Source organism: Poseidonocella sedimentorum, from assembly GCF_900116005.1.
In the GTDB taxonomy this organism is placed as follows: Bacteria; Pseudomonadota; Alphaproteobacteria; order Rhodobacterales; family Rhodobacteraceae; genus Poseidonocella; species Poseidonocella sedimentorum.
In genome coordinates this window covers 94,689-119,756 of sequence record NZ_FOYI01000001.1, presented here as the reverse complement: position 1 = coordinate 119,756, position 25,068 = coordinate 94,689, and the positions used below count along the sequence as shown (strand labels likewise).

Here is a 25,068-nt window from a genome sequence, read left to right as displayed (position 1 = left end):
GCTGCGCGCGCCTGCTCTCAGGCGCTGTGGCGGAGCCGGTCGTCGCGGCCGCTCGCCCCAGCCGCATCGCGCAGGATCAGGGTGAAGCGCGCGCCCCCTTCGGGCAGGTTCTCGGCCGTGAGGCTTCCTTCCATCGCCCGCGCGAGATCGCGGCTGATCGCAAGGCCGAGCCCCGAAGCGGCGGCCTTGGGGTTCGCCTCCTGATAGACGAAGGGCAAGAAGATGCTGTCGATGAAATCGGCCGGAATGCCGGGGCCGGTGTCGGTTACGGTGATCACGAGGTTCTCACCCTTCGGCCCGTCGCGCCGCATGTCGACCTGCACCTTGCCCTCCGTCGTCGCCTTCACCGCATTGTCGAGCAGGTTGACGACGATCTGCTCCACCCGCTCGCGATCGACGTAGACCCGGTCGGGCAGATCGTCCGCGACCGTGACCTCGGCCACAACATCATGCCTGGCGTGACTGATCAGCCCTTCCAAAGTATTGGCCCAGCTGCGCGACAGCAGCCCGGTTGGCATGTACATGCGCATCACCTCAAGCCGTCCGCCGCGGATCTTGGTATGTTCAAGCAGGTTGCTCATCAGCCGGTGCAGCCGTTGCGCCGCGCTGAGCCCGGTGCGCGCCTTGCGCCGCACGTTGTCGGTCTTGGCCTGGGAGACGATGAGCTCGAACATGCCCATGATCGCGTTGAGCGGGGTGCGGACCTCATGGCTCACGGTGGAAAGAAGCCTGTCCGCCTCGTCGCGCAACTGCCCCGATTCAGACTCCGACCGCTCCCCGGCAAGGTTTGCCGCCTTGAGCGCAACGCTGAGCGACGCGATCCGGTTGAGCGCGTCGAAAAGCTGCGCCTTGGCGTCCTGCGTATCCCGCCGCTGGGCCCACAGAAGCCCGCACAACGCGGTCAGTACGGATGCGACGACCGCAAACAGCAGGATGAGCGCCGGTGCGACGAGACTGAACACCTCGCGCCCCGGTTGGAGCGTGACCTCAAGCGCATGGCCCAGAAGCGCCGCCTCCCCCACCGCATGAAGCCCCTCCGGCGTCACCGCCGGGCCCGCACTCACGGGCTTGGCATTGAGGGTGGCCGAGATCCTGTAGCGCTCTTCGATGGCGCGCGGCCCCGGGCTTTCGAGATGGGCGTGGAACACATCGTCGAGCGAAATCTGGATCAACATGCTGCCGAGCACCTGTCGATCGCTGATCACCGGGAGGTGCAGGATCCAGCTGTGGCCCTGCGTCTCCCCGCCCGCCGGGGGGGCGATGCGCGGCGCGATGTCGGGCACGCCCCGGCTCTCGATCGCGCTCAGCCTGGCCTCCGAAAGGCCTGAGATCTCGCGGACGTCGGTTTGGGGGTCGAAGGTCTCCTTGGGGATCGACGCGACGATCTTGCCTGCGCTGTCGACCCGCGCGAGCCCTTCGATATCGGAGATCAGGAACCGCATCGCGCTCGCGCGCTCTTGAAAGATGATCAGGTCCAGCGCGGGATCGCGGGTCCAGCCGCGCGCCGCGACGCTCAAAACATCCAGCCGGCGGGTCAGATCATGGGCAAAACTGTCGGCAAGCACAGCCGCATCGCGGCGCATCTGCCGCATCTCTAGCCGCTCGTGCACCGCAAGCCCGCAGATCCAGGCGACAATGCCCCCCAGAAGCGCCACTGCACCGACGCGGATCAGCCGTGTCATGCCGTCCGGCCGGTCCGTCTGGGTCACAAAGCGTGTACGCGGCGTTGGCCTGTGTCTCTGCTCAGGCTCATCTCGGCGTGGTCGACGAAAGCAAGCAGATCGGCAAGGGGCACAGGTTTGCGCAGGATCCAGTCAAGCCCGGGAAAATAGCGCTGCGCCTCACCGTTGGGAAAGACGCCAGATCCGGTAATGAGCATGGTTTTCATGTGCGGGCAGCGGGTGACCGCATAATCCACCACGGCCTCCGTGGTGTCATCGCGCAGGCCGTAATCCAGCAGGAGAAGATCATATTTGAAATCGCGCAGGCCAATCAGGGCTTCCTCGACCGTCTGCGCCACCGCCGCACTGTGTCCCTGATCCACAAGGCAGGCCTCGAAGGTCAGGGCGAGATCGTTGTCATCCTCGACAATCAAACAGTCCATGAGACGTCACCAGTACCGTTAACTTTGAATAAACCTGCGCCCCAAGCCTTAACAACACCTTAACGCGGAGATCGCAAGAGCCGGTTTTCGCCCAATTTATTGCCCTAGCAGCACTCAATCACGGAAGTTGCGGCTCTCCTTGATCTGATCCCAGGCCCAGACCACCTCCTGAAGCTGTTCTTCCTGGCTCCGATCGCCGCCGTTCATGTCCGGGTGCAGCACCTTGATGAGCTTCTTGTAGGCCTTGCGGACCTCGGTCTTCGTCATGTTCTCGTTGGCTTCGAGGATGTCGATCGCGCGCCGCTCGGTGGGCGGAAGCCGTTTGCCGCCGGTGCGCCGGCCGGGGTTTTGCGTGCTGTTGTCGCCGAGCACCTGATGCGGATCCTCGATCCCGAGCCGCGCCCAGGCCCGCGCTTCGGGGTTGCCCCATTCCTTGGTCTGGCGCTCCCAGACCCGGTCCTTGGACATCTGCGCGTTGAGCTCGGCCTCGGTCGTGCCGTCAAAGAAATTCCATTTCAGATTGTACTCGCGCACGTGTTCCTGACAGAACCAGTAGAAATCATCGAGAACGTCGGGCGCCTTGGGCGCGCGATACTTTCCCGGCGCCTCGCAGCCCGGTTTTTCGCAAACGCGCGTTGATGTTTCCTGTGCTCCGGACATGCCCCGGCGGCCGCGGCTGGTTTTCTTCTTGGCCGCCTTGACCGACATATTGAAACCGAAGGGATCGTTCTCGCTCATGGGCCTCACCTTTTCGACTCAGGCGATATACTCTAGACGATGCGCGCAGAGATTGAAGAGGGAACGGTCTAAAAATGTCGTTGACAGAAGAAATCCGCGCAAGGCTGACCGATGCGTTTGCGCCGACCGTGCTCGACGTCGAAGATGACAGCGAAAGCCACCGCGGCCATGCGGGCTTCCGCGAGGGGGGCGAGAGCCACTTCAACGTCACCATCCGCGCACCTGCCTTCGCCGGCCAGTCGCGCATCGCGCGGCACCGCGCGGTCCATGCGGCGCTCGGGCAGGAGATCCTCACGCGGATCCACGCGCTCTCGCTCGATATCGGGGCCTGAGCAAAGCGCCCCCGCACCCGGTTTACTCAACGTCAGGTTAACATCTCTTAACTTTTCCGGAACCTTTGCCCTCCCGATGCACTGGGTCGGTGCGCGCATGTTGCGCGTCAATCAAGACAAGGGAAGTTACCATGCAAATTCGTTCCATCCTCGCTGCAGCCACCGTCGCCACCCTGCCCCTCGCGGCAAACGCGGCCACGATCAACGGCACCGCCGCACCCGGCGGCACCTATGACATTTCCGGCACCGCCTATGATTTCCAGTCCGGCTTCGACAACGGTGACGGCGCCGGAAGCTACGAATTCACCTTTGAAAACGCGTCGGCCCTGGCGTCCTCTGTAATGGCGACCGTGACCGTGAACCAACACGATGTGACGGCCGGTTTTCTCGGCGGGGTCACCGTGAGCTTCGGCTCCGAACAGGTCTTCGTCGCGCAAGGCGAACTGGCGAAGCTGAAGTTTGATCAGTCGCTCTCCGCCGGTGAAAGCACCAAGCTGAGCTTCGTCTTCGGCGACGCCTACGGCACCGACAGCGTTGGTCCGGATCTGGACTTCATCATCGCGCCCGCGCCCGTGCCGCTTCCGGCCGCCCTGCCCTTGCTCGGCGTGGCGCTTGGCGGTCTCGGCATCGCAGCACGGCGCCGCAAAGCGGCCTGAGCCAAGCTCTCCTGAAAACGAAGCGGCCTCCCGAGTTCTCGGGAGGCCGTCTTATTTTGGTCGATGGTCGCTAGCTCGCGGGGGGCGACGCCCGCAACGCCCGAGCGCTTACTCGGCGGCGACGGTCGGCGGGTTGGCAGTCTCGGGCCGGAACAGGCGGCGGACACGGGCCGCGGCCTCATCATCGGCAATCGGGGGCGCGACAGGTGCGGCGCCGTTCGACACGGCGGCGGCAATGTTCGCGGAATGGGAAAGCGCGGGCTCGGCGGCCGCTTCCTCGACAGCCCGTCGGAACACCAAAAGGTTCTGTTCCTCGACATGACGGCGCCCGAGCCAGCCGCGGCGTTGCGCGGGAAGTGTTTCGGTCCGGTGGTATTCCCAGCCCTCGGCGGCGCAGTCGTTCATCTGGGTTTCGAGGGACAGCGCGAAACGCTCGGCGGTTCCGCGTACACCTTTGGACTTCGTTCCGCGCACCGGCGCAACCACAACCTTGTACTCAAATTTCATAACTCACTCCCCTGACAACTGCCAAACTCTACGGTTCTCACAGCTGTAACGTTTACACACTGGTAAGGTTCCAACGCGTTCCTGTTACCGCGCGTCAAGTTTATTGCAAGACGGGAAATCCCGACCCGGCGCCAAGACCTTGATCCGGTTCAAATAATTCGAAGCGCTTTGAGGGGCCTTCGCTGCAGGCAGCCCGCGCGGAAGGAAATCCCCGCGCTCGAAAGGCCTGATCCGCGAATCGCAAGTGGGCCACGCGGCCCGGGCTTCAGAGCCCGAGCTTGGCGCTCACCAACGCGTTGACCGCCTTGGGGTTGGCCTTGCCGCCAGTCGCCTTCATGACTTGCCCCACGAACCAACCCGCGAGCTTGGGGTTGGCCTTGGCCTTCTCCACCTGGTCCGGGTTCGCCGCGATCACCTCGTCCACCGCCGCCTCGATCGCGCCGGTGTCGGTGACCTGCTTCATGCCGCGCGCCTCGACGATCTCCTCGGGGTTGCCGCCCTCGGTGTAGACGATCTCGAACAGGTCCTTGGCGATCTTGCCCGAAATGTCGCCCTTCTGGATGAGGCCGATGATCGCGCCGAGCTGCTCGGGGCTGACCGGGCTCTCGGTGATCTCGTGGCCTTCCTTCTTCAGCCGGCCGAAAAGCTCGTTGATGACCCAGTTTGCGGCCATCTTGCCATCGCGCCCCGCGGCGACCTTCTCGAAGTAATCGGCCGAGACCACATCGGCAGTCAGAACCGAAGCGTCATATTCGCTGAGGCCGAAATCGGCCACGAACCGCGCCTTCTTCTGGTCCGGCAGCTCCGGCAGCGAGGCCGCGATCTCATCGACCCAAGCCTGTTCGATCTCCAGCGGGAGCAGGTCGGGATCGGGGAAGTAACGGTAATCATGCGCCTCTTCCTTGGAGCGCATCGAGCGCGTCTCGCCCTTGTCGGGATCGTAGAGCCGCGTCTCCTGATCGATCGAGCCGCCCGCTTCGAGAATGGCGATCTGGCGCTTGGCCTCGTAGTCAATCGCGGCCTGGATGAACCGCATGGAGTTCATGTTCTTGATCTCGCAGCGCGTCCCGAGATGCGAGAAATCCTGCGTCTCCTGGTATTTCTCATACTGCCCGGGACGGCAGACCGAGACGTTCACGTCCGCCCGCAGGTTGCCGTTTTGCATGTTGCCATCGCAGGTCCCGAGATAGCGCAGGATCTGGCGCAGCTTGGTCACATAGGCCGCTGCCTCTTCCGGGCCGCGAATGTCGGGGCGCGAGACGATCTCCATCAACGCGACGCCGGTGCGGTTGAGATCGACGAAGGACATGGCCGGATCCATGTCATGGATCGATTTGCCCGCGTCCTGTTCGAGGTGGATGCGCTCGATCCGGACTCGCCGCGCGACGCCCGGCTCCATGTCGACGATCACCTCGCCCTCGCCCACGATCGGGTGGTAGAGCTGCGAAATCTGGTAGCCCTGCGGCAGATCGGGATAGAAGTAGTTCTTGCGGTCAAACGCGCTGAAGAGGTTGATCTCGGCCTTGAGCCCGAGCCCGGTGCGCACCGCTTGGGCCACGCAGAACTCGTTGATCACCGGCAGCATCCCCGGCATTGCCGCGTCAACAAAGGAGACGTTGGAGTTGGGCTCAGCGCCAAACCGGGTCGAGGCGCCGGAGAAGAGCTTGGCCTTCGAGGCGACCTGGGCATGGACTTCCATCCCGATCACCAGCTCCCAATCGTGTTTCGCGCCCGCGATCACCTTGGGTTTGGGGGACTCAAAACTCAGGTCAAGCATGTCTCTCTCCTTCGCCGGATCAGGGGCGTGTGATCAGAGGCGTCTTAGGACAGGTGCGCGCGGGCGGCAAGAGCGCGCGCGACTTCGGCGGTTGCGGCCGGATCGGGTTGTGCAGATCAGCGGCGCCCGTTCAGGAGGTGCAGGTCAGGCGGTGTGGGTCAGGCGACCTGCGGGATATCACTCAGGTGCAGCCCGGAGCCGGGCAGGCGCGAGGCGGTCTCGACATCGCAGGTCACGATCTCGAAATTCGCCGGATCCGCAAAGAGCGCGCGCAACAGGTCGTTGGTCAGCGCATGGCCCGCGCGGTAGCCGGTGTAGCGCCCGAGGATGGGCAGGCCGGCAAGCGCCAGATCGCCGAGCGCGTCGAGCATCTTGTGGCGCACCGCCTCGTCGTCATGGCGCAACCCACCGGGGCTCAGGACCTTGTCCCCATCGACCACCACGGCGTTCTCATAGGTCCCGCCAAGGGCGAGCCCCTGCTCCCGCATCGCCTCGACCTCCGCCTGACGGCAGAAGGTCCGGCTGTCGGAGAGGACGCGGGCAAAGGCGCCGTTGGCGAGCGACAGGCTGCGCTCCTGGGTGCCGATGGCGGCGTCGTCGAAGTCGATATGGAAATCGATGTGCATCCGGTCATGCGGCGCGAGCGCGGCCGTGGCCTCCCCGCGGGCAACACTGACCGGGCGGAGCACGCGGATCGCGCGCAGCTCGGCATTGAGCGGCTTGATCCCGGCCTTGAAGATCCCGCGCACGAAAGGCGCGGCGCTGCCGTCGAGGATCGGGATCTCAGGCCCGTCAAGCTCGGCACGCACGTTGTGCACCCCGCAGCCCGCCAGCGCGGCCATCAGGTGTTCGACGGTCGAAACGCTGACGCCATGGGTATTCTGAAGCCGGGTGCAGAGCGGGGACTGGTTCACCGCGTCGAACCGCGCAGGCACAGCGCCGATGCCCAACGCCACATCCCGGCGCAGGAACTGCACCCCGTGGTTGGCAGGCGCCGGGTGCAACGTCAGGATCGCAGGCCGCCCCGAATGGAGCCCCTGTCCCTTGAAAGTCACCGGTGATCTCAGCGTCGTCTGCAAGACTGGCCTCAAACTGTTACTCTTCTACGGCAACGGGCAAGCGATACGCGTTTCTGGCGCCCGTTCATGTTGTCGATAAGCAAGCCCACCAGAAGGCTCAACTCAATCTTTGCTACGGTTTGCAACATCGCGGGGCGGGCGCGCGCCGATCCACAGGTTTTTGCCGGTTTACAGACAACTGGAACGAAAAAGGCCGCCCCGGGGGAGCGGCCTTGCCTGTTTATTGTGCAATTCCCGGCGTCAGTTGGCCTGACGGCGCAGGAAGGCGGGGATTTCGATCTTTTCGTCCCCGGCTTCGAGCGCCGGGTCTTCCTGATAGCCGCGCACGGGCGGTTGCTGTCGCGGCTGGCGCAGGGCCCCATCGGTCTCGCGGGGCTCGTTGTGGCCGGTCATCCGGTTGATGAGCGAGTTGATGCCGAAACGGCTTTTCTCGGCGGCATCTGGGACGGCGCGCGGCGGCTGCTCGGCCTGCGGCTGGGCGTAGGGTTGCGGCTGATGCTGCTGGGGGGCACCGTAGCCATGCCCCTGCGCGGCCGGGGCGTGACCCTGCGCGGGCGCCCCGTCGGGCACGTGTTGCACCGCGGCGCGCAACCGGGCGAGCGTCGCCTCGGAGGGAGTCCCCGGCGCGGCATGTGCCGCCTGTTCGGGCTGCGCGGCAGCCCCGGACGGGAAGCTCGCCACCTGCGGCTGATAGGCCGGCGGGGGGAGGTCGTCTCCGGCGAATGCCGGCGTCTCGATCACTTCGGGCGAAGGATCGAACCCTTCGAAGAGCGAAGGCTCGGTGTCCATGCTGGCGGCAACCGCAGGGCCCGCCGTCGCGGCGACAGCAGCAGCCGGGGCGACCTCTTCGGGGGTCTCTTCGGCCATGACGGTCGGCTTGAGCGGCTCGCGCAGGCTGCGCCGGGCGACCGGCATTTCGCCTGCGTCCTCGCTCGCGTCGATCCCGGTCGCGACGACCGAAACGCGCATGCTGCCTTCCATGTCGGTGTCGAGCGTCGAGCCGACGATGATGTTGGCGTCCGGGTCCACCTCTTCGCGAATGCGGTTGGCCGCTTCATCGAGCTCGAAGAGCGTGAGGTCATGGCTGCCGGTGATGTTGATGAGAACACCCTTCGCGCCGCGGAGGCTGATCTCGTCGAGCAGCGGGTTGGCGATCGCCTTCTCGGCGGCCTGGATCGCGCGATCTTCGCCGGACGCCTCGCCCGTGCCCATCATCGCCTTGCCCATCTCGTCCATCACCGCGCGCACGTCGGCGAAATCGAGGTTGATGAGGCCCGGGCGGACCATCAGATCGGTCACCCCCTTGACGCCCTGGTAGAGCACGTCATCGGCCATGGAGAAGGCTTCGGTAAAGGTGGTTTTCTCGTTCGCCAACCGGAAGAGGTTCTGGTTGGGAATGATGATCAGCGTATCGACGACCTTCTGGAGCGCTTCGACGCCCTCTTCGGCCTGACGCATCCGCTTGATGCCCTCGAACTGGAACGGCTTGGTGACGACCCCGACGGTCAGAACGCCGAGCTCGCGCGCCGCCTGGGCGATGATCGGGGCCGCGCCGGTGCCCGTGCCGCCGCCCATGCCGGCGGTGATGAAGCACATGTGCGCACCCGCGAGGTAGTCAACGATCTGCTCGATGCTCTCCTCGGCGGCGGCGGCGCCAACCGAGGGCCGCGCGCCCGCGCCGAGCCCTTCGGTCACCTTGACCCCGAGCTGCACCTTGGACGGCGAGAACGACTGCTGAAGCGCCTGCGCATCGGTGTTGGCGGTTACGAAATCGACGCCGCCAAGCTCCTTCTGGATCATGTTGTTGACCGCATTGCCCCCGGCGCCACCAACGCCGAAAACGGTGATGCGTGGTTTGAGCTCTTCCTGACCCGGAACCGAGAGATTCAATGTCATGTGTTGTCCGCCTGCTGTTTTTAACCGCCGCTGCCACGACGTTTTGCCGCCTCACTGCGGCAATTAACCTGCTGCCGCTTTTGTGGGCCAAGTATTGCGCAATCTTACCGCCTCGTCACGTGAAAAACACCCGAAAACCACAAAATATGGGAGTCGCTCGCACGATTCCGCGGTATTTCGCTCATAGCGGCCGATCTTGTGTTAACCACCCACACGCACACAAAGAACCCGGTGCGCATACCCCAATGCGCAACGGATCGCCGCGCACCACGGGCGCGCGAAACAGTCTCGAAATTTCAGGCACCTGCTCGCGCCTCTCGCCGGGTTCAAACCCGATCTGTTGTCTTGCTACCCGCTCCGTTTGGGACTGTCACGCAAAAATCTGCGTGCCTGCGCCCCGGTTTACCAGTTTTCGCGCACCCACCGCATGGCCCGCTTGAGGCTCCGGGCGGGATAGCTTTCCATCGGGATCTCGAAATCCCACCATTCGTCCTGTGGATGGGCGGCAAAGAGCGTGAGCCCGACCGCGCCGGCAAAGCCCGGCCCGGTTGCGGCCTGCGGCAGACCCTGGACGCGCAGCGGCCGGCCCATGCGGACCTGCTGGCCGAGGATGCGCGCGGCGAGGCTGTCGATGCCAGGCAGCTGGCTCGCGCCGCCGGTAAGGACGATCTGCTGGCTCGGCAGGTGGTCGAACCCCGCCGCATCAAGCCGCGCCCGCGCCTCCTCCAGGATCTCCTCGACGCGGGGCCGGATGATGCCGATGAGCTCGGCCCGCGACACGGTGCGCCGGTCCAGCTCCCAATCGCCGGTCTCGCCGCCGATCTCGATCATCTCGCGGTCGTCCATGCCGGTGGCAACCACGCCGCCGTAGAAGGTCTTGATCCGCTCGGCGTTGGCCATCGGAATGCCGAGCCCGAGCGAGATATCGGAGGTCACGTGATCGCCCCCGAGCCGCACGGTATCGGCGAAAATCATGTGTTTGCGGATGAAGATCGACACGCCCGTGGTCCCGCCGCCGAGGTCGATGCAGGCCGCGCCGAGCTCCTGCTCATCCTCCACCAGCGCCGAGACGCCGGACATGTAAGAGGCTGAGGCGATCCCGGCGAGCTCCAGATCGCAGCGCTTGATGCAATGGGCGAGGTTGCGCATCGCGGTGGCGTCGACGGTCAGCATGTGCATGTCGGTCGCGAGGTCCTGCCCGATCTGGCCGCGCGGATCCGACAGGCCCGAGCGGTGATCGAGCGCGAAGTTGATCGGCTGGGCGTGGAGCACCTCGCGCCCCTCGCCGAGGTCCGGCACCTCGCAGGCCGCGAGCACCCGGGCGACATCCTGCTCGCGCACTTCGCCGCCGCCGATATCGACCCGGCCCTCAAGCCCGTAGCTGCGCGGCCGAGCCCCAGAGAGGCACGCAATCGCGTGATCGACCCGGATCCCGGCCATTTTCTGGGCGGCTTGGATCGCCGTGCGGATCGCCCGCTCGGCCTCGCCCATCGCCTCGATCTCACCAAAGCGCACCCCGCGCGAGCGCGTCGTCGCGGCGCCGATCACGCGAAACCCCGCCTGCCCCGCGAGCGAGCCCACGCCCTCGCCTTCCGGCACTTCGGGCGCGCCATCGAAGCGCAGCACAAGACAGGCGACCTTGGATGTCCCGATGTCGAGGATCGCCACCACGCCGCGCTGCATCGCCGCCTTGCGCATGGCCCGCATGGCCCGCTGGGATTGATAAAGCTCGATCATCTACTGCCCTGCCCTCGTGTTTAACGTTGTGATCCGGTGGTATTCGGCCAGTGCGTCCTGCGAGAGGCGCAGGGTCGGCCGCTGCGGATTGCGCAGATCGACCGTGGCCACATCGCGCTCCAGCATGTCCTGCGCGGCATTGAGCGCCAGCGCCCGGCGCAGCGCCTCGACAGCCCCCGTTTCGGGCAGCAGGATCCGCTGTTCACGGTCAAGCACCACATCCCAGCGGCGCGCGCCGATCCGCACCAGCCCGAGCACGCGAGCGCCCAGCGGCCGCGCGGCCGCCAGCAGCGCCATGGCCTCGCCCGCATGGTCCGCCGCCCCCTCACCCGCGATGAGCGGCAGGTCGGCCTGCCCGCCGCGCATGGCCAGCGGCGCGACAAACGCCCCGCTCGCATCGATCAGATCGACGCCCGCGGCGTGTTTCCAGATCAGCGCGGGGACACGCTCCACGACCCGCAGCTCCAGCACCCCGCCGGGGCGAATGCGCAAGGCGGCCTCGGCCACCGCATCGAGCCCGCGCACCGTCTGGCGCATGGCTTCGAGATCGAGATCGAAGGAGGAGACCGGGAAATGCAGCGGCAACACATCGCGGATCTCCGCCGCGACGGCCGGGCTCGCCCCGTCGATCGACATGAGGTTGACGGCGAATTCCGGCCGCCCCTCGAAGGCGGAGCGCATCTCGGAAATCTCGGCGATCACCGCCTCACGCCGACCCGTATCGGCAAAGTATCCGCCCAGGGCCCCACCAAGGAGCACGAGCGGCAGGCCGATCCGCACGATCCGCCGCACCGACGGCGTCAGCCAGAGCCGCTCGGCGCGATAGGCCAGCCGCGAGGGGGCGTAGTCGGGGCGGTCTGCGCCGGCGCGACGCTCCCGGCGGCGCAGGGAGATCACCGATCGCATGAGGCATCCTCCACAATCCAGCGGCAGAGCGCGCCAAAGCTCATCCCCACCGCCGCCGCCTGTTCTGGAGCGAGCGATGTCGGGGTCATGCCCGGCTGGGTGTTGACCTCAAGGATGATGAGTCCCTCCGCGCCGCGCGCCTCGTCCCAGCGGAAATCGGTCCGGGTGATGCCCCGGCAGCCGAGCACGTCATGGGCGCGCAGGGCGTAGTCGAGGCAGAGCGCGCGGATTTCATCGGGGATCTGGGCGGGGATCACATGACGCGAGCCGCCGGGGCGGTATTTCGCGTCGTAATCATACCAGCCGTCGGTTTCGATATCGGTGACCTCCAGCGCCCGATCCCCCAGCACCACGGTGGTCAGCTCGCGGCCCGGCGCGAACCGTTCGACCATGACCGTGTCAGGCATCTCGGGCGAGAGCTTCGGCGGGCCGTTGCTCGCTTCATGCACGAGATAGACCCCGACGCTGGAGCCTTCGTTGTTGGGCTTGACCACATATGGCGGCGCGAGGACATGGCCGGCTTCAACCTCGCCGCGCGGGACCAGCCGGCTCTCGACCACCGGGAGGCCCGCTTCGGCGAAGGCGGCCTTGCTGCGCTGTTTGTCCATGGCGAGAGCCGAGGCGAGAATGCCGGAATGCGTGTAGGGCAGCCGCATCCATTCGAGCAGCCCCTGCACAGCGCCATCTTCGCCCCACCGACCATGCAGCGCGTTGAAGACCACATCTGGAGACAGCGCGGAAAGACGGGACGCAAGATCGGGCCCGGCGTCGATCTCCTCGACGCGGAACCCGACTTCCCGCAGCGCGGCGGCGCATTCGCGCCCGCTCGACAGCGACACCTCCCGCTCCACGGAAGGACCACCCATCAAAACCGCAACTGTCGGAGCTGATCTGCTCGATCCGCCCAAACCTGTACCTCAATACCGGGGCTCGTGCCCTCTTGTGATTTTTCCGCCCTTGCGCCCTCTGGTGGGGTCACTGGTCGGCGCGCCTGTAGTCAATGTATCAAGGGGCCGGTTCGCCGACCCTCATGATCTCCCAGTCTAGCTCCAGCCCGAGCGCAAGGTAAACCTTTTTCCGCACCATCTCGCCGAGGTTTTCGAGATCTGCCGCCGTGGCATCCCCAGCGTTGGTCAGAAAGTTCGGGTGCTTTTGGTTCATCACCGCCCCGCCGAGCGTCGCGCCGCGCAGGCCGGCATCGTCGATGACCTTCCACGCCTTGAGCTCGTGGCTGTCGTCGGCCGCACCTGTGGACGAAAAGCCCGCGGGGTTTCGGAAGGTCGATCCGGCGGTGCGGTCCTTGACCGGCTGGCTTGCGTTGCGGCGGGCCAGTTGATCCTCCATCCGCGCGTCCAGCACGGCGGGCTCGCCGGGCGCGCCGCGCAAGGTGGCCTCGATCAGGACAGCGCCCTCGGGCAAGCTGCTCTGGCGGTAGCCGAATTTCAGGTCTTCGGGGCTAAGTTCGATGATGTCCCCCCGCCGGGTAACGGCCCGGGCCGAGACCAGCACATCGGCGATGTAGCTGCCGTAGCAGCCCGCATTCATGCGCACAGCGCCGCCGATGCTGCCGGGGATGGTGCGCAGGAAGGTCAGGTCCACGCCCTCGGCGGCGGCACGCCGGGCGACCATCGCGTCCAGCGCTGCGGCCCCGGCGCGGACGGTCTGGCCTTCGATCTCGACAGAGTTGAAGCCGCGCCCAAGGCGGATGACCACCCCGCGAATGCCGCCATCCCGAACGATCAGGTTGGAGCCCACGCCCATCGGGAAGACGGGGATTTCCGTAGGGAGCGCCCCGAGGAAATCCGCGAGATCGCCTGCGTCTTCGGGCTGGAAGAAGAGCTCCGCCGGGCCCCCGACATGGAGCCAGGTGAGCTCGGAGAGGGAGCGGTTTTCGGTCAGGCGGCCGCGCGGTTTGGGCATGGTGTCAGGCAAGGTCATGGCGCGCTCTTGCCGCGCGAGCGGCCGCAGGTCAAGGCGCGGCTGTGGGGATGGGCGGGGTTGGGGGCTCCGCCCCCGGCCGCTGGCGCGGCCTCCCCCGGAGTATTTTCAAAGAGAAGAAAGGGTCAGCTGAGGCTGATGCCGTGGCGGCCGGCGAGGTCGGTGAAGAATTGCCAGGCGACGCGGCCGGAGCGGGCGCCGCGGGTGGCTTGCCATTCGATGGCCTCGGCGCGCAGGGTCGCGGGGTCGATCTGGAGGCCGTGGGCGGCGCAGTAGCCGTCGATCATGGCGAGGTAGTCGTCCTGGGTGCAGGGGTGGAAGCCGAGCCAGAGGCCGAAGCGGTCGGAGAGCGAGACCTTTTCTTCGGTGGCTTCGCTGGGAGAAATCGCGCTGGCGCGTTCGTTTTCGATCATGTCGCGCGGCATGAGGTGGCGGCGGTTGGAGGTGGCGTAGAACAGGACGTTGTCGGGGCGTCCTTCGATGCCGCCGTCGAGCACGGCTTTGAGCGATTTGTAATGCTGGTCGTCGTGGCTGAAGGAGAGGTCATCACAGAAGAGGACGAAACGGTGCGGCGCGGTGCGGAGCTGGGTCAGCAGGCGGGTCACGCTGGGGAGGTCTTCGCGCTGGAGCTCGACGATCTTGAGCGGAAGGCCTTCGGAGTGAACCGCCGCATGGATGGCTTTCACGAGGGAGCTTTTGCCCATGCCGCGCGCGCCCCAGAGGAGGGCGTTGTTGGCGGGCAGGCCCCTGGCGAACTGGCGCGTGTTGTCGAGCAGCGTGTCGCGGGCGCGATCGATGCCGAGCAGCAGCGACAGGTCGACCCGGGAGACCAGGGGCACGGGCGCGAGGCGGTCGGGCTCTACCTGCCACACGAAGGCGTCGGCGGCGTCGAAGTCGGGCGGGACAGGCGGCGCGGGGGCGAGCCGTTCGATGGCTTGGGCGATGCGCTTCAAGGTGTCGTCAGACATCCGCCTGATCTTTCGATGTGTCCTTTTCGTCTTCGTCATCCTCGAACCAGAGCCCTTCGGCGCGCAGCGCGGCTTCGCGTTTCTTTTCGACGCGGGCGACAAGGAGGATGGAAATCTCGTAGAGCCCATAGACCACCACGAAGAGGATCACCTGCGTGATGACATCCGGTGGGGTCACGAGAGCGGCGAGGACGAGGATCGCGACCACGGCATATTTGCGCACGTTGCCAAGGCCCTCGGCGGAGACGAGCCCGGCCTTGCCCATGAGCGTGAGCAGCACGGGGAGCTGGAAGCACAGGCCGAAGGCCACGATGAACTTTACCGTGAGGTTGAGGTATTCCTGGGCCGAGCCCTGAAACACGACCGAGAGGCCGGGCTGGTTGGCTTCGGGTTGGGACGGGAGCGCCTGCCCCTCGTTGCCGAATTGCTGGAAGCCCAGGAAGAAATCATAGGCGAGCGGGGTCACCACGTAGAAGGCGAAGCCCGCGCCGAGGAAGAACATGAAGGGGGACGCGACGAGGAAGGGCAGGAACGCGCCCTTTTCGGATTTGTAGAGGCCGGGCGCGACGAAGCGCCAGAGCTGGTTCGCGATGTAGGGGAAGGCGAGGATGAACCCGCCCAGCAGCGAGACCTTGATCGCGACGAAGAAGCCCTCTTGCGGCGAGATGAAGATCAGGTCGCAATCCTGCCCGCGCTCGGCCAGCACCTGACAGAGCGGAGCGGTCAGGAAGTTGAAGATCGGCTGGGAGATGGTGAAGCAGAGCACCATGCCGATGATGAAGGCCACCACGCAGTGGATCAGGCGGGTGCGCAGCTCGGCCAGATGTTCGATCAGAGGGGCGGCGCTGTCGTCGATCTCGTCCTGGGTGGTCATGCGTCACCCTCAGGTTTGGGGGCGGGCTCGGCGGCGCTGGCTTCCGCGCGGTCGGCGATCCGGCGGGCCTCCTCGGCCTCCTGCGCCTTGCGCTCGGCGGTCTTGCGGGCGGTGGCGGCCTCGATCTTCTTGGCAACGGCGGCGCGATCCTCGGTCATCTCGGCGGGTTTCGGGCCGGGCTTGGAGTCGGGCTTACCCGGGTCGATATCGGTCATCGAGCGGGCCGCATCGCGCACCCCGTCCATCGCCTTGCCGACCGGATCCGTCGCGGTCTTGAGCGTCTTCTGGATGTCGGAGACGCCGGCGTGATCGGCGGCATCGTTCATCGCCCGGCTGAACTCGCGGGCCATCCCGCGCATCTTGCCCGTAAACTGCCCCAGCGTGCGGAACAGCACGGGCAGATCCTTTGGCCCCACCACGATCAGCGCCACGATTCCGATGACCAGGAGCTCGGTCCAGCCCATGCCGAACATATGCGTTTACGCCTTGTCTTTCTCGTTTTCGGGGGTGACGTCCTTGGCCGTGTCGGCCGCGCCGTCCTCGATTTCCTTGGTGCCCTCGTTCACGCCCTTCTTGAACGCGGTGATCCCCTTGCCGACCTCGCCCATGAGATTGGCGATCTTGCCGCGCCCGAAGAGCACCAGAACCACCACCGCAATGAGAAGCAGGCCGGGAAGGCCGATATTGTTAAGCATCCGGACAATCCTTTCTCGCCGTCATGAGGACGTCTCTAGCCCCATGCGGAGCGTTGTAAAAGTGGCAAAGAGGTGTGTCCGGCGGGGGCTGTGCGGAATTTTTGTCAATTAGTTGTCAGTTGCCGGAATTCTGTCAGTATAGGGGCCGGAATTCCCGCCACAGGAGCCCCCATGCGCCGATCCGACAGGCTTCTTGACCTTATCGCCATCCTGCGCGACGGGCGGCTGCACCGGGCGGAGGACATGGCGCGCAAGCTTGGCGTCTCGATGCGGACGATCTATCGCGACATGGAGACGCTCGCGGCCTCGGGCGTGCCGATCGAGGGCGAGCGCGGGCTGGGCTACACCGCCAAGGCCGCGGTCACCCTGCCCCCCTTGAACCTGACGGATGAGGAGCTGGCCGCGCTGCACCTCGGGCTGGCTGTCGTTGCCCAGGGGCCAGATGCGGATATGCGGGCGGCGGCGACAGCGCTGGCGGGCAAGATCGACGCGGTCCTGCCCGAAGATCGCTCCTCCGCGCCGCTTGCGCCCGGCTTTGCCACCGGCGCCTTTGCCGCCGCGGCGCGGGGGTTTCGCCACATGCCGGTCTTCCGCGCGGCGATCCGCAGCCGGCAAAAGCTCCGGGCGCGCCTCGCCGAGGGTCAGATACTGACGCTCCGCCCGCTCAAGCTCGACTACTGGGGCCGGGTCTGGACAGGGATCGCCTGGACGGAGGAGCCGGCGGAGTTCGTCGTGCTGCCGATCGACCGGATCGAGACGCTTGAGGTCCTGCCGGGGCTGTTTGTCGATGAGGCTGGCAAGCGGCTTGCGGACTACCTCGCGCATCACGACGGGCCGTCAGAAGGGCGCGAATGACCCCGCAACCCCGGCCATCAGCGGCGCCCCGGCGGCGAGAAGGTTCTGCAGCATCTGCACCTCGCTGACCGCCAGCCCCGCCTCTTCCTTCCAGCGCTGCAGATCCCGGACGCTGGGGATCGCGGCCCCGCCCTCGCGCAGCGCCTCCATCGCCAGCCGGTCCGCCTGTCGCGCCTGCACCAACAGGACCGGGCCGAAGCCGATCAGGATAAGCATGGTGTAGAACACGCCCGAATAAAGCAGCAGCGCATCGAGCACGGCGCGATAGTCGGCGCGGAGTTCCGGCCGCACCAGCGGGAGGGGCCAATGCATCCAGCTGATGGTCACGAACATGCCCGAGGTGAGCAAAAGGCCCGCGAGATAGAGGAACCGGCGGCTGACCAGTTGGGCGCGGCCGAGGTGGTAGACCCGGGCGGGGATGCCGGCGGGCGGGCGGGGACGGCCCAGGCAGAGGATCATGCCGAGGACCAGCGCGGCAACGCCCGCGCCCGAGAGCGCGTTGAGCAGATCAAGCAGCGTGCGGAAGAGCGTCAGGCCCGGCTCGGGGCCGCAGGGGAAGACGCCAAGGAGCCGCGCGCCCTCCTCGCAAACCGGCACGCGCCCCCGCGCGAGCACCGCCGCCATGACACCGTCGCCAAGTTGGTGATAAGAGCGCCAGACCGCCTCGCCCGCGCGCTGATGGGCAAGTATAGAGGTCCAGACCGGGATCTGTGTCAGGGCGAAAACACCCAGCGCGAGCGCCCGGCTGCGCCGGGTCAAGGGGCCCGCGAGCTCGACCGCAAAGGCCACCAGCGCCAGCACCACGATCATGCTCATGAAGAGACACCCGGCGAAGAACCGGCTGCGCCCCGCCGCTTCGAGGAAATCCCCGTCCGCCCGCAGGATGGAGGCATCGACCGGCAGGACCGGCACGCCGATCCGCTGGATGATCAGCGGGTTCAGCATGAACAACAGCAGCGGTCCGGCCATGATCAGAAAGTGGATCGGCCGCACGTCGCTTCGGCTGAACCCCGTCCCTCGCATGGCGCCCCCTGCCCGTCGCTCTTGCCCGCAAGCCTAGCACAGCGGCGCGCGGGCGCGAAGCGGATCAGGCGGCGGCGCTGAAGATATGGCAGCGGTTGCGCGGGATCGTGAGCCAGAGCGGCTGGCCCGGGGGCGGCAGGAACACCCCCCCCACCAGCACCTTGAACTCCGCGTCAAAGCCCTCCATCGCGAACTCCACAAGGCTCTCGGTGCCGAGAAACCGCGCGCGTTTGACGATGCCCCGGGCGGCGCAGCCGTGTTGCATCGTCGGCTCCGGCCCGCGCCCGTCACGGTCAAAATCCAGCGCCACGTGCTGGGGCCGGATCACGATCTCGACCCGCTCGCCATCGGCATGACCGGGGCAGAGGAACTCGCCAAAGGGCGTCTGGGCCAGCGCGCCGTGCACCTTGGCCTCGATCAGGTTGATGTCGCTGAAAAACGCGAGCGCGTCCTTGTCGATCGGGGCGTTGTAGATGTTGTAGGGCGCGCCCTTCTGGACGATGCGCCCCGCGCGCATGAGCGCGACCTCATCGGCCATGCGCATCGCTTCTTCCGGCTCATGGGTGACCAGAAGCACGCCCGTGTTCTCCGCCTTCAGCAGCGCGAGCGTCTCGTCGCGGATCCCGTCGCGCAGCCGGTTGTCGAGCCCGGAAAACGGCTCGTCCATCAGCATGATGCGCGGGCTCGGCGCAAGGGCGCGCGCGAGGGCGACCCGCTGTTGCTCGCCGCCCGACAGCTCGTGCGGGAAGGCATCGCGCTTGCCCGGCAGGCCCACCTTGCACAGCAGCTCATCGACGCGCCCGCCCGCAGCCCCCCCGGCCCCGCGCAGCCCGAAGGCCACGTTTTCGGCCACGCTGAGATGCGGGAAGAGCGCGAAATCCTGAAACATGAGCCCGATGCGCCGTTGCTCCGGCGGGACGGTGCGGCGCCCGTCGCAGAGCATCTGGCCGTCGGCCCAGATCTCGCCGCTGTCCTGCTGCTCGACGCCTGCGATCATCCGCAGCGTGGTGGATTTTCCGCAGCCCGAGGGCCCGAGCAGACAGGTCACCTGCCCCGGCATCACGCTGAGCGAGACGTCGTCCACCACCGTGCGCCCGTCGAACCGGCGGCAGAGGTGGCGCACCTCCAGCCGCGGCGCCTCGTCGGCCTCGCTCCGCACCGTTTCGCTCTCGATGGCCCCTTGCTGCATCACGCGCGCGTCACTCCGCTACCCGACCACATTGCTTGGTCAAACGGGGTATCAGCGGGCGCGCGGCGTCGCAAGCGGTCTGGACGGGCATGGTTTGATCAGCGCCGAACTATTCGACATCGATCAAATCGACCCGGCCCTCGCCGCGATCGACCCCGTTGACCTGCACCACCACCCGGTGCGGCCCGGGATGGAGGGTGAAGGTGGTGGCATCGGCCTTGAGCTTGTGCACCTTGCGAAGTGTCAGCGGTGCGTTGGCGGTGAGCCGCGCGGATTTGAGCTTGAAGACCTTCTCTCCGGACGCGCCCGAGGGGCGATGGAACGCGATGCGATAATCCACGACCACCGGCAGATCCCGCGCGGCCGTCAGCGTCACCTCGACCGCGAGGCTCTCCCCGATCCGGGCCTGCGCCGGCAGGGACAGCACCGCCGCGACAGGGATTTCGGGGTCAAACCCCAACAGGCGCAAAGCGCCCGGCTCGCCCCGGCGCACCGCGGTGCGCAGCGCGTGGCGGGTCATCCAGCGCATCTCGTCGGGCGCCTGCTGACCGCCCTCCGCCCAGTCCCCGAGCCGCTCCAGCACGAGATCGGGGGCGATCTTGCTCAGATCATTGAGGTGGTTGGCGACCGAGCGCGTCACGTAGCGGGTCTGATCGGCGTGCAGGATATCGAGAAGCGGCACCGCGCTTTGCGGATCGATGGTCAGCCCTCTGGCCCATGGCAGCTTGGGCCGCGTCCCTTCCGAGACGAGGCGGCGGACGTGGTAATTCTCATCCCTTGCCCAGTCGCGCAGCGTGGCGAGCACATGTTCGGGATAGTGGTTGAGGAAGGGCCGGATGTAGAACTCCATCGAGAAACGCTTCGTCGCGCGGCGAAGCAAGGCGAGCGCCCGGTCCCGGTGGCCGTCCAGCCCGTGGCGCACGGCGAGGATCCCGGGCACCGCATGGATGAAGCGGCCAAAGTCATTGTCCTGCCGTGCCGGATCGAGCGGCGGCGGCATCGCGGCCTCCAGCGCCTCGCACATGGCGGGAAAGTCGGCGGGAAGCCGGGCCTCGATGCAATCGGCGATCCAGTCCAGCCGCTCCAGCAATCCGCGCCCTTCCAGCCCGGGCAGCACCTCGGCCAGAAACCGCGCCGGATCAAAACCCGGCAGGGCGGCGTACTCGGCGGCCAGATCGCCGAGCGTCGCCGCGTTGAAGAGCTGGTCCTTCAGCGAAAACCCCTGTGGGCCGCCGCCCTCGGGCCCCCGCGCCACGGCTCAGAGCGTCGCGTTGACCGCGCCGCCATCGACGAGCACGTTCTGCCCGACGATGAACCCCGCGTGCTGCGAGCAAAGGAACGCGCAGACCTGGCCGAACTCCTCGGCCGTGCCGTAGCGCCGGGCGGGGATCGTCTCCTGCCGCTGGGCCCGCGCCTCCTCGACGCTGATCCCACCGGCCTGTGCCGCGCCCGCATCGAGCGCATCGGCGCGGGCGGTGGCGTGGATCCCGGGCAGGATGTTGTTGATCGTGACCCCATGGGGCGCCACTTGCCGCGCGGTGCCCGCGACATAGCCGGTCAGCCCCGCGCGCGCGGAGTTGGAGAGGCCAAGCTGCGGGATCGGCGCCTTCACGCTTTGCGAGGTGATGTTGACCACCCGGCCCCAGCCGCGCTCCATCATCCCCGGCAAAAGCGCCTTCATCAGCGCGATGGGCGTAAGCATGTTGGCATCGAGCGCCGCGATGAAATCATCGCGCTCCCAGTCGGACCAGAGCCCCGGCGGCGGGCCGCCCGCATTGGTCACGAGGATATCGACCGGGCCTGCGGCCTCCAGCACCGCCGCGCGCCCCTCTTCGGATGTCACATCGGCGGCAACGGTCGTCACCTCGACACCATAGTCGTTGCGGATCGCGGCGGCGGCGGCGGCAAGCGCCTCTTCGCCCCGGGCATTCATCACCAGCGACGCGCCCGCCTGCGCCAAGGCCCGGGCGCAACCCAGTCCGAGCCCTTTGGAGCTGGCGCAGACCAGCGCGCGTTTTCCCGCAAGTCCAAGGTCCATGATCGTCTCCCCTCATCTGTCGCGCGCACCCTGCCCCGAGCGGAGATCGGGCGCAAGACGCGGCCGCGGCATTGACGCGGCAAGCGAGATACAAACCCGGATCAGCGGTCGCGCAGCGCCTCGATCAAGGCGTCCTTGGTCATGTCGGAGCGCCCCTCGATGTCGAGCTCGCGCGCCCGGTCATAGAGCTCGTCCTTGGTCCACTCCTCATAGGGCGGCGCCTTGCCGCCTTTCTTTGAGGGCGACATCTCGTCATTGGCCTGGGCGTTGGCGATCCGCGCCGCTTTCTGCTTGGACATCCCGTCCTCGCGCAGCGCTTCATATGTCTCTTCGTCCTTGATCGACGGGCGGTCTGTCTCGCTCATCTCATGGTCTCCTTTCTGCCCCTTGAGCTAGATCCGCCCGCGCGCCCGGCAACCCATCGCCCCCGCGCCCGGGGCCGGCCAAAGACGCCCAACCGTCTTGCGGAGAGCCCGCGCGTTGCCTATACGCCCGCCATGCCAGACACCGCTCCCAACCGCCCTGACCTGCCCGCCGAAATCGCCCGCCGGCGCACCTTCGCGATCATCTCGCACCCCGATGCGGGCAAGACCACGCTGACGGAAAAGTTCCTGCTCTTCGGCGGGGCGATCCAGATGGCCGGTCAGGTGCGCGCCAAGGGCGAGGCGCGGCGCACCCGGTCGGACTTCATGCAGATGGAAAAGGACCGCGGGATTTCCGTCTCCGCCTCGGCCATGTCCTTCGATTATGGCACCTACCGCTTCAACCTCGTCGACACGCCCGGTCACTCGGATTTCTCCGAGGACACCTACCGGACGCTGACGGCGGTGGATGCGGCGATCATGGTGATCGACGGGGCGAAAGGGGTCGAGAGCCAGACGCGCAAGCTCTTCGAGGTCTGCCGGCTGCGTGATCTGCCGATCCTGACCTTCTGCAACAAGATGGACCGCGAGAGCCGCGACACCTTCGAGATCATCGACGAGATCCAGGAGCTGCTGGCGATTGACGTGACGCCCGCAAGCTGGCCCATCGGCGTGGGGCAGGATTTCATCGGCTGCTACGACATGCTGCGCGACCGGCTTGAGCTGATGGACCGGGCGGATCGCAACCGCGTGGCCGAGACAATTCAGATCAAGGGGCTCGATGATCCGAAGATCGCCGAGCACGTGCCTGCGCATCTGCTCGACAAGCTGCTCGAAGAGGTCGAGATGGCGCGCGCGCTGCTGCCCGCGCTCGATCCGCAATCGGTTCTCGAAGGGCACATGACGCCGATCTGGTTCGGCTCCGCGATCAACTCCTTCGGCGTCAAGGAACTTATGGACGGGATCGCCAACTACGGCCCCGAGCCACAGCCGCAACGGGCGCTGCCGCGCCAGATTTCCCCCGAAGAGACAAAGGTCTCCGGCTTTGTCTTCAAGGTTCAGGCGAACATGGACCCCAAGCACCGGGACCGCGTCGCCTTCCTGCGCATGGCCTCGGGCCATTTCAGGCGTGGCATGAAACTCACCCATGTGCGCAGTAAGAAACCCCTCACCGTCTCGGCGCCCGTCCTCTTCCTCGCCTCCGACCGCGAGCTTGCGGAAGAGGCCTGGGCCGGCGACATCATCGGCATCCCCAATCACGGCCAGCTGCGCATCGGCGATACGCTCACCGAGGGCGAGGCGCTCCGCGTGAGCGGCATCCCTTCCTTTGCGCCGGAGCTGCTCCAGACCTGCCGCGCGGGCGATCCGATGAAGGCCAAGCACCTCGAAAAGGCGCTGATGCAATTTGCCGAAGAGGGCGCGGCCAAGGTTTTCAAACCGGCGTTTGGCTCGGGCTTCATCGTGGGCGTCGTGGGCGCGCTGCAATTCGAGGTGCTGGCCAGCCGGATCGAGCTCGAATACGGGCTGCCGGTGCGGTTTGAGCCTTCGCAGTTCACCTCCGCCCGCTGGGTCAGCGGCGACAAGGAGGCCGTCGACGCCTTCACCAACGCCAACAAGCAGCACATCAGCCATGATCACGACGGCGACATCGTCTATCTCACACGGCTGCAATGGGATATCGACCGCGTCGAACGCGACTATCCCGGCATCACGCTCACGGCCACCAAGGAGATGATGGGCTGAGCCGCCACCCGGCGCGATGGGCTTTTCATTGACCGTAAACGCCCTTTGGGATACATGGCCTCATACCGAGCCCATGCGGGCGCTCGGACCAGACGCGCGGGCCGGGAAGTGTCCGTGGAAAACGGACACATATGACAAAGTTTACAGACCTGAACCTGAACCCCAAAGTCTTGAAGGCCATCGAAGAGGCCGGCTATGAAACCCCCACCCCGATCCAGGCCGGCGCCATACCGCCCGCGCTTGAGGGTCGTGATGTTCTGGGCATCGCCCAGACGGGGACCGGCAAGACCGCGAGCTTCACGCTCCCGATGATCACCCTTCTGGCCCGGGGCCGCGCCCGGGCGCGGATGCCGCGCAGCCTCGTGCTCTGCCCGACGCGCGAACTCGCCGCCCAGGTGGCCGAGAACTTCGACACCTACACCAAGCACCTCAAGCTCACCAAGGCCCTGCTCATCGGCGGCGTGTCCTTCAAGGAGCAGGAGCAGATCATCGACAAGGGCGTCGATGTGCTCATCGCAACGCCCGGCCGGCTGCTCGATCATTTCGAGCGCGGCAAGCTGATCCTGTCGGATGTGAAGGTCATGGTCGTGGACGAGGCCGACCGGATGCTCGACATGGGGTTCATCCCCGACATCGAGCGCATTTTCGGCCTGACCCCCTTCACCCGCCAGACGCTGTTCTTCTCCGCCACCATGGCGCCGGAGATCGAGCGGATCACCAACACCTTCCTCTCCGGCCCCGCCCGGATCGAGGTGGCCCGTCAGGCGACCGCGTCCGAGACGATCGAACAGCGCGTGATCATGTTCAAGGGCTCGCGCCGCGACCGGGAAGCCAGCGAGAAGCGCAAGCTTCTGCGGATGCTGATCGATGCGGAAGGCGAGAAATGCAAGAACGCGATCATCTTCTGCAACCGCAAGTCGGAAGTGGATACCCTCGCGAAATCGCTCAAGAAATACGGCTATGACGCGGCCCCGATCCACGGCGATCTGGACCAGAGCCAACGGACACGGACGCTGGAGGGCTTCCGCGAGGGGACCTTGCGCTTCCTCGTGGCCTCCGACGTGGCGGCCCGTGGGCTCGACATTCCCGACGTGAGCCACGTGATCAACTTCGACGTCCCCAGCCATGCCGAGGACTATGTCCACCGGATCGGCCGCACCGGCCGCGCCGGGCGCGATGGCACGGCGATCATGATCTGCACACCGCGCGACGATAAGAACTTCGACGCCGTCGAGGCGTTGCTCCAGAAGGAAATCCCGCGCGGCGAGAACCTGATCACTCCGGCCCAAGGCGCGGAAGAGCCCGCGCGCGAGGCAGAGCCCGCCGCCGAAGCCGACGCCCCCAGGAAATCCAGCCGCAGCCGGACACGCAGCCGCGGCAAGAAACCCGACACAGCCGCAAGCCCCGAGGCCGAGCCCGCGGAGCAGAAACCGGCGGAAGCCAAAGCTGCGGAGCAGAAACCCGCGGAAAAGGCGCCAGAGAAAAAGCCCCAATCCTCGCGCCGCCGTCAGGACCGCGACAACCGGTCCGGCGTTGTGGGCATGGGCGATCATCTGCCGAGCTTCATCGCTCTGAGCTTCGACGAACGCCGCACCTGAATTTCCCGGCGGCCCAATGCGGGCCACCGACAACTGATGCCAGAACAGGCCCC

Annotated in this window: 25 protein-coding genes; 5 read left to right on the top strand and 20 right to left on the bottom strand. The window is 66.5% G+C overall.

Annotated features, from left to right (window positions below):
- Nucleotides 1-17 precede the first annotated feature (17 nt).
- The 3 genes from BM353_RS00625 to BM353_RS00615 all read right to left on the bottom strand — a co-directional run bounded on the left by BM353_RS00625 (nucleotide 18) and on the right by BM353_RS00615 (nucleotide 2,842).
- On the bottom strand, nucleotides 18-1,682 hold the full coding sequence (locus BM353_RS00625; protein ID WP_092075579.1) for a sensor histidine kinase: 1,665 nt from the start codon (nucleotides 1,680-1,682) through the stop codon (nucleotides 18-20).
- 23 nt (nucleotides 1,683-1,705) lie between these two features.
- The gene (locus BM353_RS00620; RefSeq protein WP_092075577.1) at nucleotides 1,706-2,104 is read right to left on the bottom strand and encodes a response regulator; all 399 of its coding nucleotides are present in this window, start codon (nucleotides 2,102-2,104) and stop codon (nucleotides 1,706-1,708) included.
- A gap of 114 nt (nucleotides 2,105-2,218) precedes the next feature.
- Nucleotides 2,219-2,842 (bottom strand): DnaJ domain-containing protein, encoded by a 624-nt coding sequence (locus BM353_RS00615; protein WP_092075575.1) that lies wholly within the window; start codon nucleotides 2,840-2,842, stop codon nucleotides 2,219-2,221.
- A 74-nt stretch (nucleotides 2,843-2,916) separates the two neighbouring features.
- Here BM353_RS00615 and BM353_RS00610 point away from each other — a divergent pair, with 74 nt between their 5' ends.
- Both BM353_RS00610 and BM353_RS00605 read left to right on the top strand, forming a co-directional pair.
- Nucleotides 2,917-3,174 carry a BolA family protein gene (locus BM353_RS00610; RefSeq protein ID WP_092075573.1) on the top strand — a complete coding sequence of 86 codons (258 nt, stop codon included), beginning with the start codon at nucleotides 2,917-2,919 and terminating at the stop codon, nucleotides 3,172-3,174.
- Nucleotides 3,175-3,305: 131 nt separating this feature from the next.
- Nucleotides 3,306-3,830: a VPLPA-CTERM sorting domain-containing protein gene (locus tag BM353_RS00605; RefSeq protein ID WP_092075571.1), complete on the top strand. Its 525-nt coding sequence runs from the start codon at nucleotides 3,306-3,308 to the stop codon at nucleotides 3,828-3,830.
- 108 nt (nucleotides 3,831-3,938) lie between these two features.
- Here BM353_RS00605 and BM353_RS00600 read toward each other — a convergent pair whose 3' ends face one another.
- The 12 genes from BM353_RS00600 to tatA form a co-directional block, all read right to left on the bottom strand.
- Nucleotides 3,939-4,337 carry a DUF4177 domain-containing protein gene (locus tag BM353_RS00600; RefSeq protein WP_092075569.1) on the bottom strand — a complete coding sequence of 133 codons (399 nt, stop codon included), beginning with the start codon at nucleotides 4,335-4,337 and terminating at the stop codon, nucleotides 3,939-3,941.
- 265 nt (nucleotides 4,338-4,602) lie between these two features.
- The gene (gene gatB, locus BM353_RS00595) at nucleotides 4,603-6,114 is read right to left on the bottom strand and encodes an Asp-tRNA(Asn)/Glu-tRNA(Gln) amidotransferase subunit GatB (RefSeq protein ID WP_092075567.1); all 1,512 of its coding nucleotides are present in this window, start codon (nucleotides 6,112-6,114) and stop codon (nucleotides 4,603-4,605) included.
- A gap of 158 nt (nucleotides 6,115-6,272) precedes the next feature.
- Nucleotides 6,273-7,193, bottom strand: a complete 921-nt coding sequence (gene lpxC / locus BM353_RS00590) for a UDP-3-O-acyl-N-acetylglucosamine deacetylase (RefSeq protein WP_092075565.1) — start codon at nucleotides 7,191-7,193, stop codon at nucleotides 6,273-6,275.
- Nucleotides 7,194-7,433: 240 nt separating this feature from the next.
- Nucleotides 7,434-9,089: a cell division protein FtsZ gene (ftsZ, locus tag BM353_RS00585; protein ID WP_092075563.1), complete on the bottom strand. Its 1,656-nt coding sequence runs from the start codon at nucleotides 9,087-9,089 to the stop codon at nucleotides 7,434-7,436.
- Nucleotides 9,090-9,491: 402 nt separating this feature from the next.
- On the bottom strand, nucleotides 9,492-10,826 hold the full coding sequence (gene ftsA, locus BM353_RS00580; protein ID WP_092075561.1) for a cell division protein FtsA: 1,335 nt from the start codon (nucleotides 10,824-10,826) through the stop codon (nucleotides 9,492-9,494).
- Nucleotides 10,827-11,732 carry a cell division protein FtsQ/DivIB gene (locus BM353_RS00575; RefSeq protein ID WP_092075559.1) on the bottom strand — a complete coding sequence of 302 codons (906 nt, stop codon included), beginning with the start codon at nucleotides 11,730-11,732 and terminating at the stop codon, nucleotides 10,827-10,829. It lies immediately after the preceding gene.
- Complete coding sequence (locus BM353_RS00570) at nucleotides 11,720-12,640, bottom strand: D-alanine--D-alanine ligase (protein WP_092075557.1); 921 nt, start codon at nucleotides 12,638-12,640, stop codon at nucleotides 11,720-11,722. Before BM353_RS00570 ends, BM353_RS00575 begins: the two co-directional genes overlap by 13 nt.
- Before the next feature lie 97 nt (nucleotides 12,641-12,737).
- Nucleotides 12,738-13,670 (bottom strand): UDP-N-acetylmuramate dehydrogenase, encoded by a 933-nt coding sequence (gene murB / locus BM353_RS00565; RefSeq protein ID WP_425439375.1) that lies wholly within the window; start codon nucleotides 13,668-13,670, stop codon nucleotides 12,738-12,740.
- Nucleotides 13,671-13,795: 125 nt separating this feature from the next.
- Nucleotides 13,796-14,638: an ATP-binding protein gene (locus BM353_RS00560; RefSeq protein ID WP_092075555.1), complete on the bottom strand. Its 843-nt coding sequence runs from the start codon at nucleotides 14,636-14,638 to the stop codon at nucleotides 13,796-13,798.
- On the bottom strand, nucleotides 14,631-15,512 hold the full coding sequence (tatC, locus tag BM353_RS00555; RefSeq protein ID WP_092075553.1) for a twin-arginine translocase subunit TatC: 882 nt from the start codon (nucleotides 15,510-15,512) through the stop codon (nucleotides 14,631-14,633). The genes BM353_RS00560 and tatC overlap by 8 nt, the downstream gene beginning before the upstream one ends.
- Nucleotides 15,509-15,985: a Sec-independent protein translocase protein TatB gene (tatB, locus tag BM353_RS00550; protein ID WP_092075551.1), complete on the bottom strand. Its 477-nt coding sequence runs from the start codon at nucleotides 15,983-15,985 to the stop codon at nucleotides 15,509-15,511. The genes tatC and tatB overlap by 4 nt, the downstream gene beginning before the upstream one ends.
- A gap of 6 nt (nucleotides 15,986-15,991) precedes the next feature.
- On the bottom strand, nucleotides 15,992-16,207 hold the full coding sequence (gene tatA, locus BM353_RS00545; RefSeq protein WP_092075549.1) for a twin-arginine translocase TatA/TatE family subunit: 216 nt from the start codon (nucleotides 16,205-16,207) through the stop codon (nucleotides 15,992-15,994).
- A gap of 171 nt (nucleotides 16,208-16,378) precedes the next feature.
- On the opposite strand from tatA, the gene BM353_RS00540 reads away from it, so the two are divergent.
- Nucleotides 16,379-17,062, top strand: a complete 684-nt coding sequence (locus BM353_RS00540; RefSeq protein ID WP_092075547.1) for a helix-turn-helix transcriptional regulator — start codon at nucleotides 16,379-16,381, stop codon at nucleotides 17,060-17,062.
- Here BM353_RS00540 and BM353_RS00535 read toward each other — a convergent pair.
- The 5 genes from BM353_RS00535 to BM353_RS00515 form a co-directional block, all read right to left on the bottom strand.
- A complete protein-coding gene (locus BM353_RS00535) occupies nucleotides 17,045-18,085 on the bottom strand; it encodes a hypothetical protein (protein WP_177220409.1) in 1,041 nt (346 codons plus the stop codon). The genes BM353_RS00540 and BM353_RS00535 overlap by 18 nt on opposite strands.
- 64 nt (nucleotides 18,086-18,149) lie before the next feature.
- Complete coding sequence (locus tag BM353_RS00530) at nucleotides 18,150-19,274, bottom strand: ABC transporter ATP-binding protein (RefSeq protein ID WP_092075543.1); 1,125 nt, start codon at nucleotides 19,272-19,274, stop codon at nucleotides 18,150-18,152.
- Nucleotides 19,275-19,383: 109 nt separating this feature from the next.
- Nucleotides 19,384-20,529 (bottom strand): DNA alkylation repair protein, encoded by a 1,146-nt coding sequence (locus BM353_RS00525; RefSeq protein WP_092075541.1) that lies wholly within the window; start codon nucleotides 20,527-20,529, stop codon nucleotides 19,384-19,386.
- A 3-nt stretch (nucleotides 20,530-20,532) separates the two neighbouring features.
- Complete coding sequence (locus tag BM353_RS00520) at nucleotides 20,533-21,312, bottom strand: SDR family oxidoreductase (RefSeq protein WP_092075539.1); 780 nt, start codon at nucleotides 21,310-21,312, stop codon at nucleotides 20,533-20,535.
- Nucleotides 21,313-21,413: 101 nt separating this feature from the next.
- On the bottom strand, nucleotides 21,414-21,677 hold the full coding sequence (locus BM353_RS00515; protein ID WP_092075537.1) for a DUF7218 family protein: 264 nt from the start codon (nucleotides 21,675-21,677) through the stop codon (nucleotides 21,414-21,416).
- Between the two features lie 132 nt (nucleotides 21,678-21,809).
- On the opposite strand from BM353_RS00515, the gene BM353_RS00510 reads away from it, so the two are divergent.
- Nucleotides 21,810-23,417 (top strand): peptide chain release factor 3, encoded by a 1,608-nt coding sequence (locus BM353_RS00510; RefSeq protein ID WP_092076426.1) that lies wholly within the window; start codon nucleotides 21,810-21,812, stop codon nucleotides 23,415-23,417.
- Nucleotides 23,418-23,548: 131 nt separating this feature from the next.
- A complete protein-coding gene (locus tag BM353_RS00505) occupies nucleotides 23,549-25,015 on the top strand; it encodes a DEAD/DEAH box helicase (protein WP_092075535.1) in 1,467 nt (488 codons plus the stop codon).
- The last annotated feature ends 53 nt before the right edge of the window (nucleotides 25,016-25,068 follow it).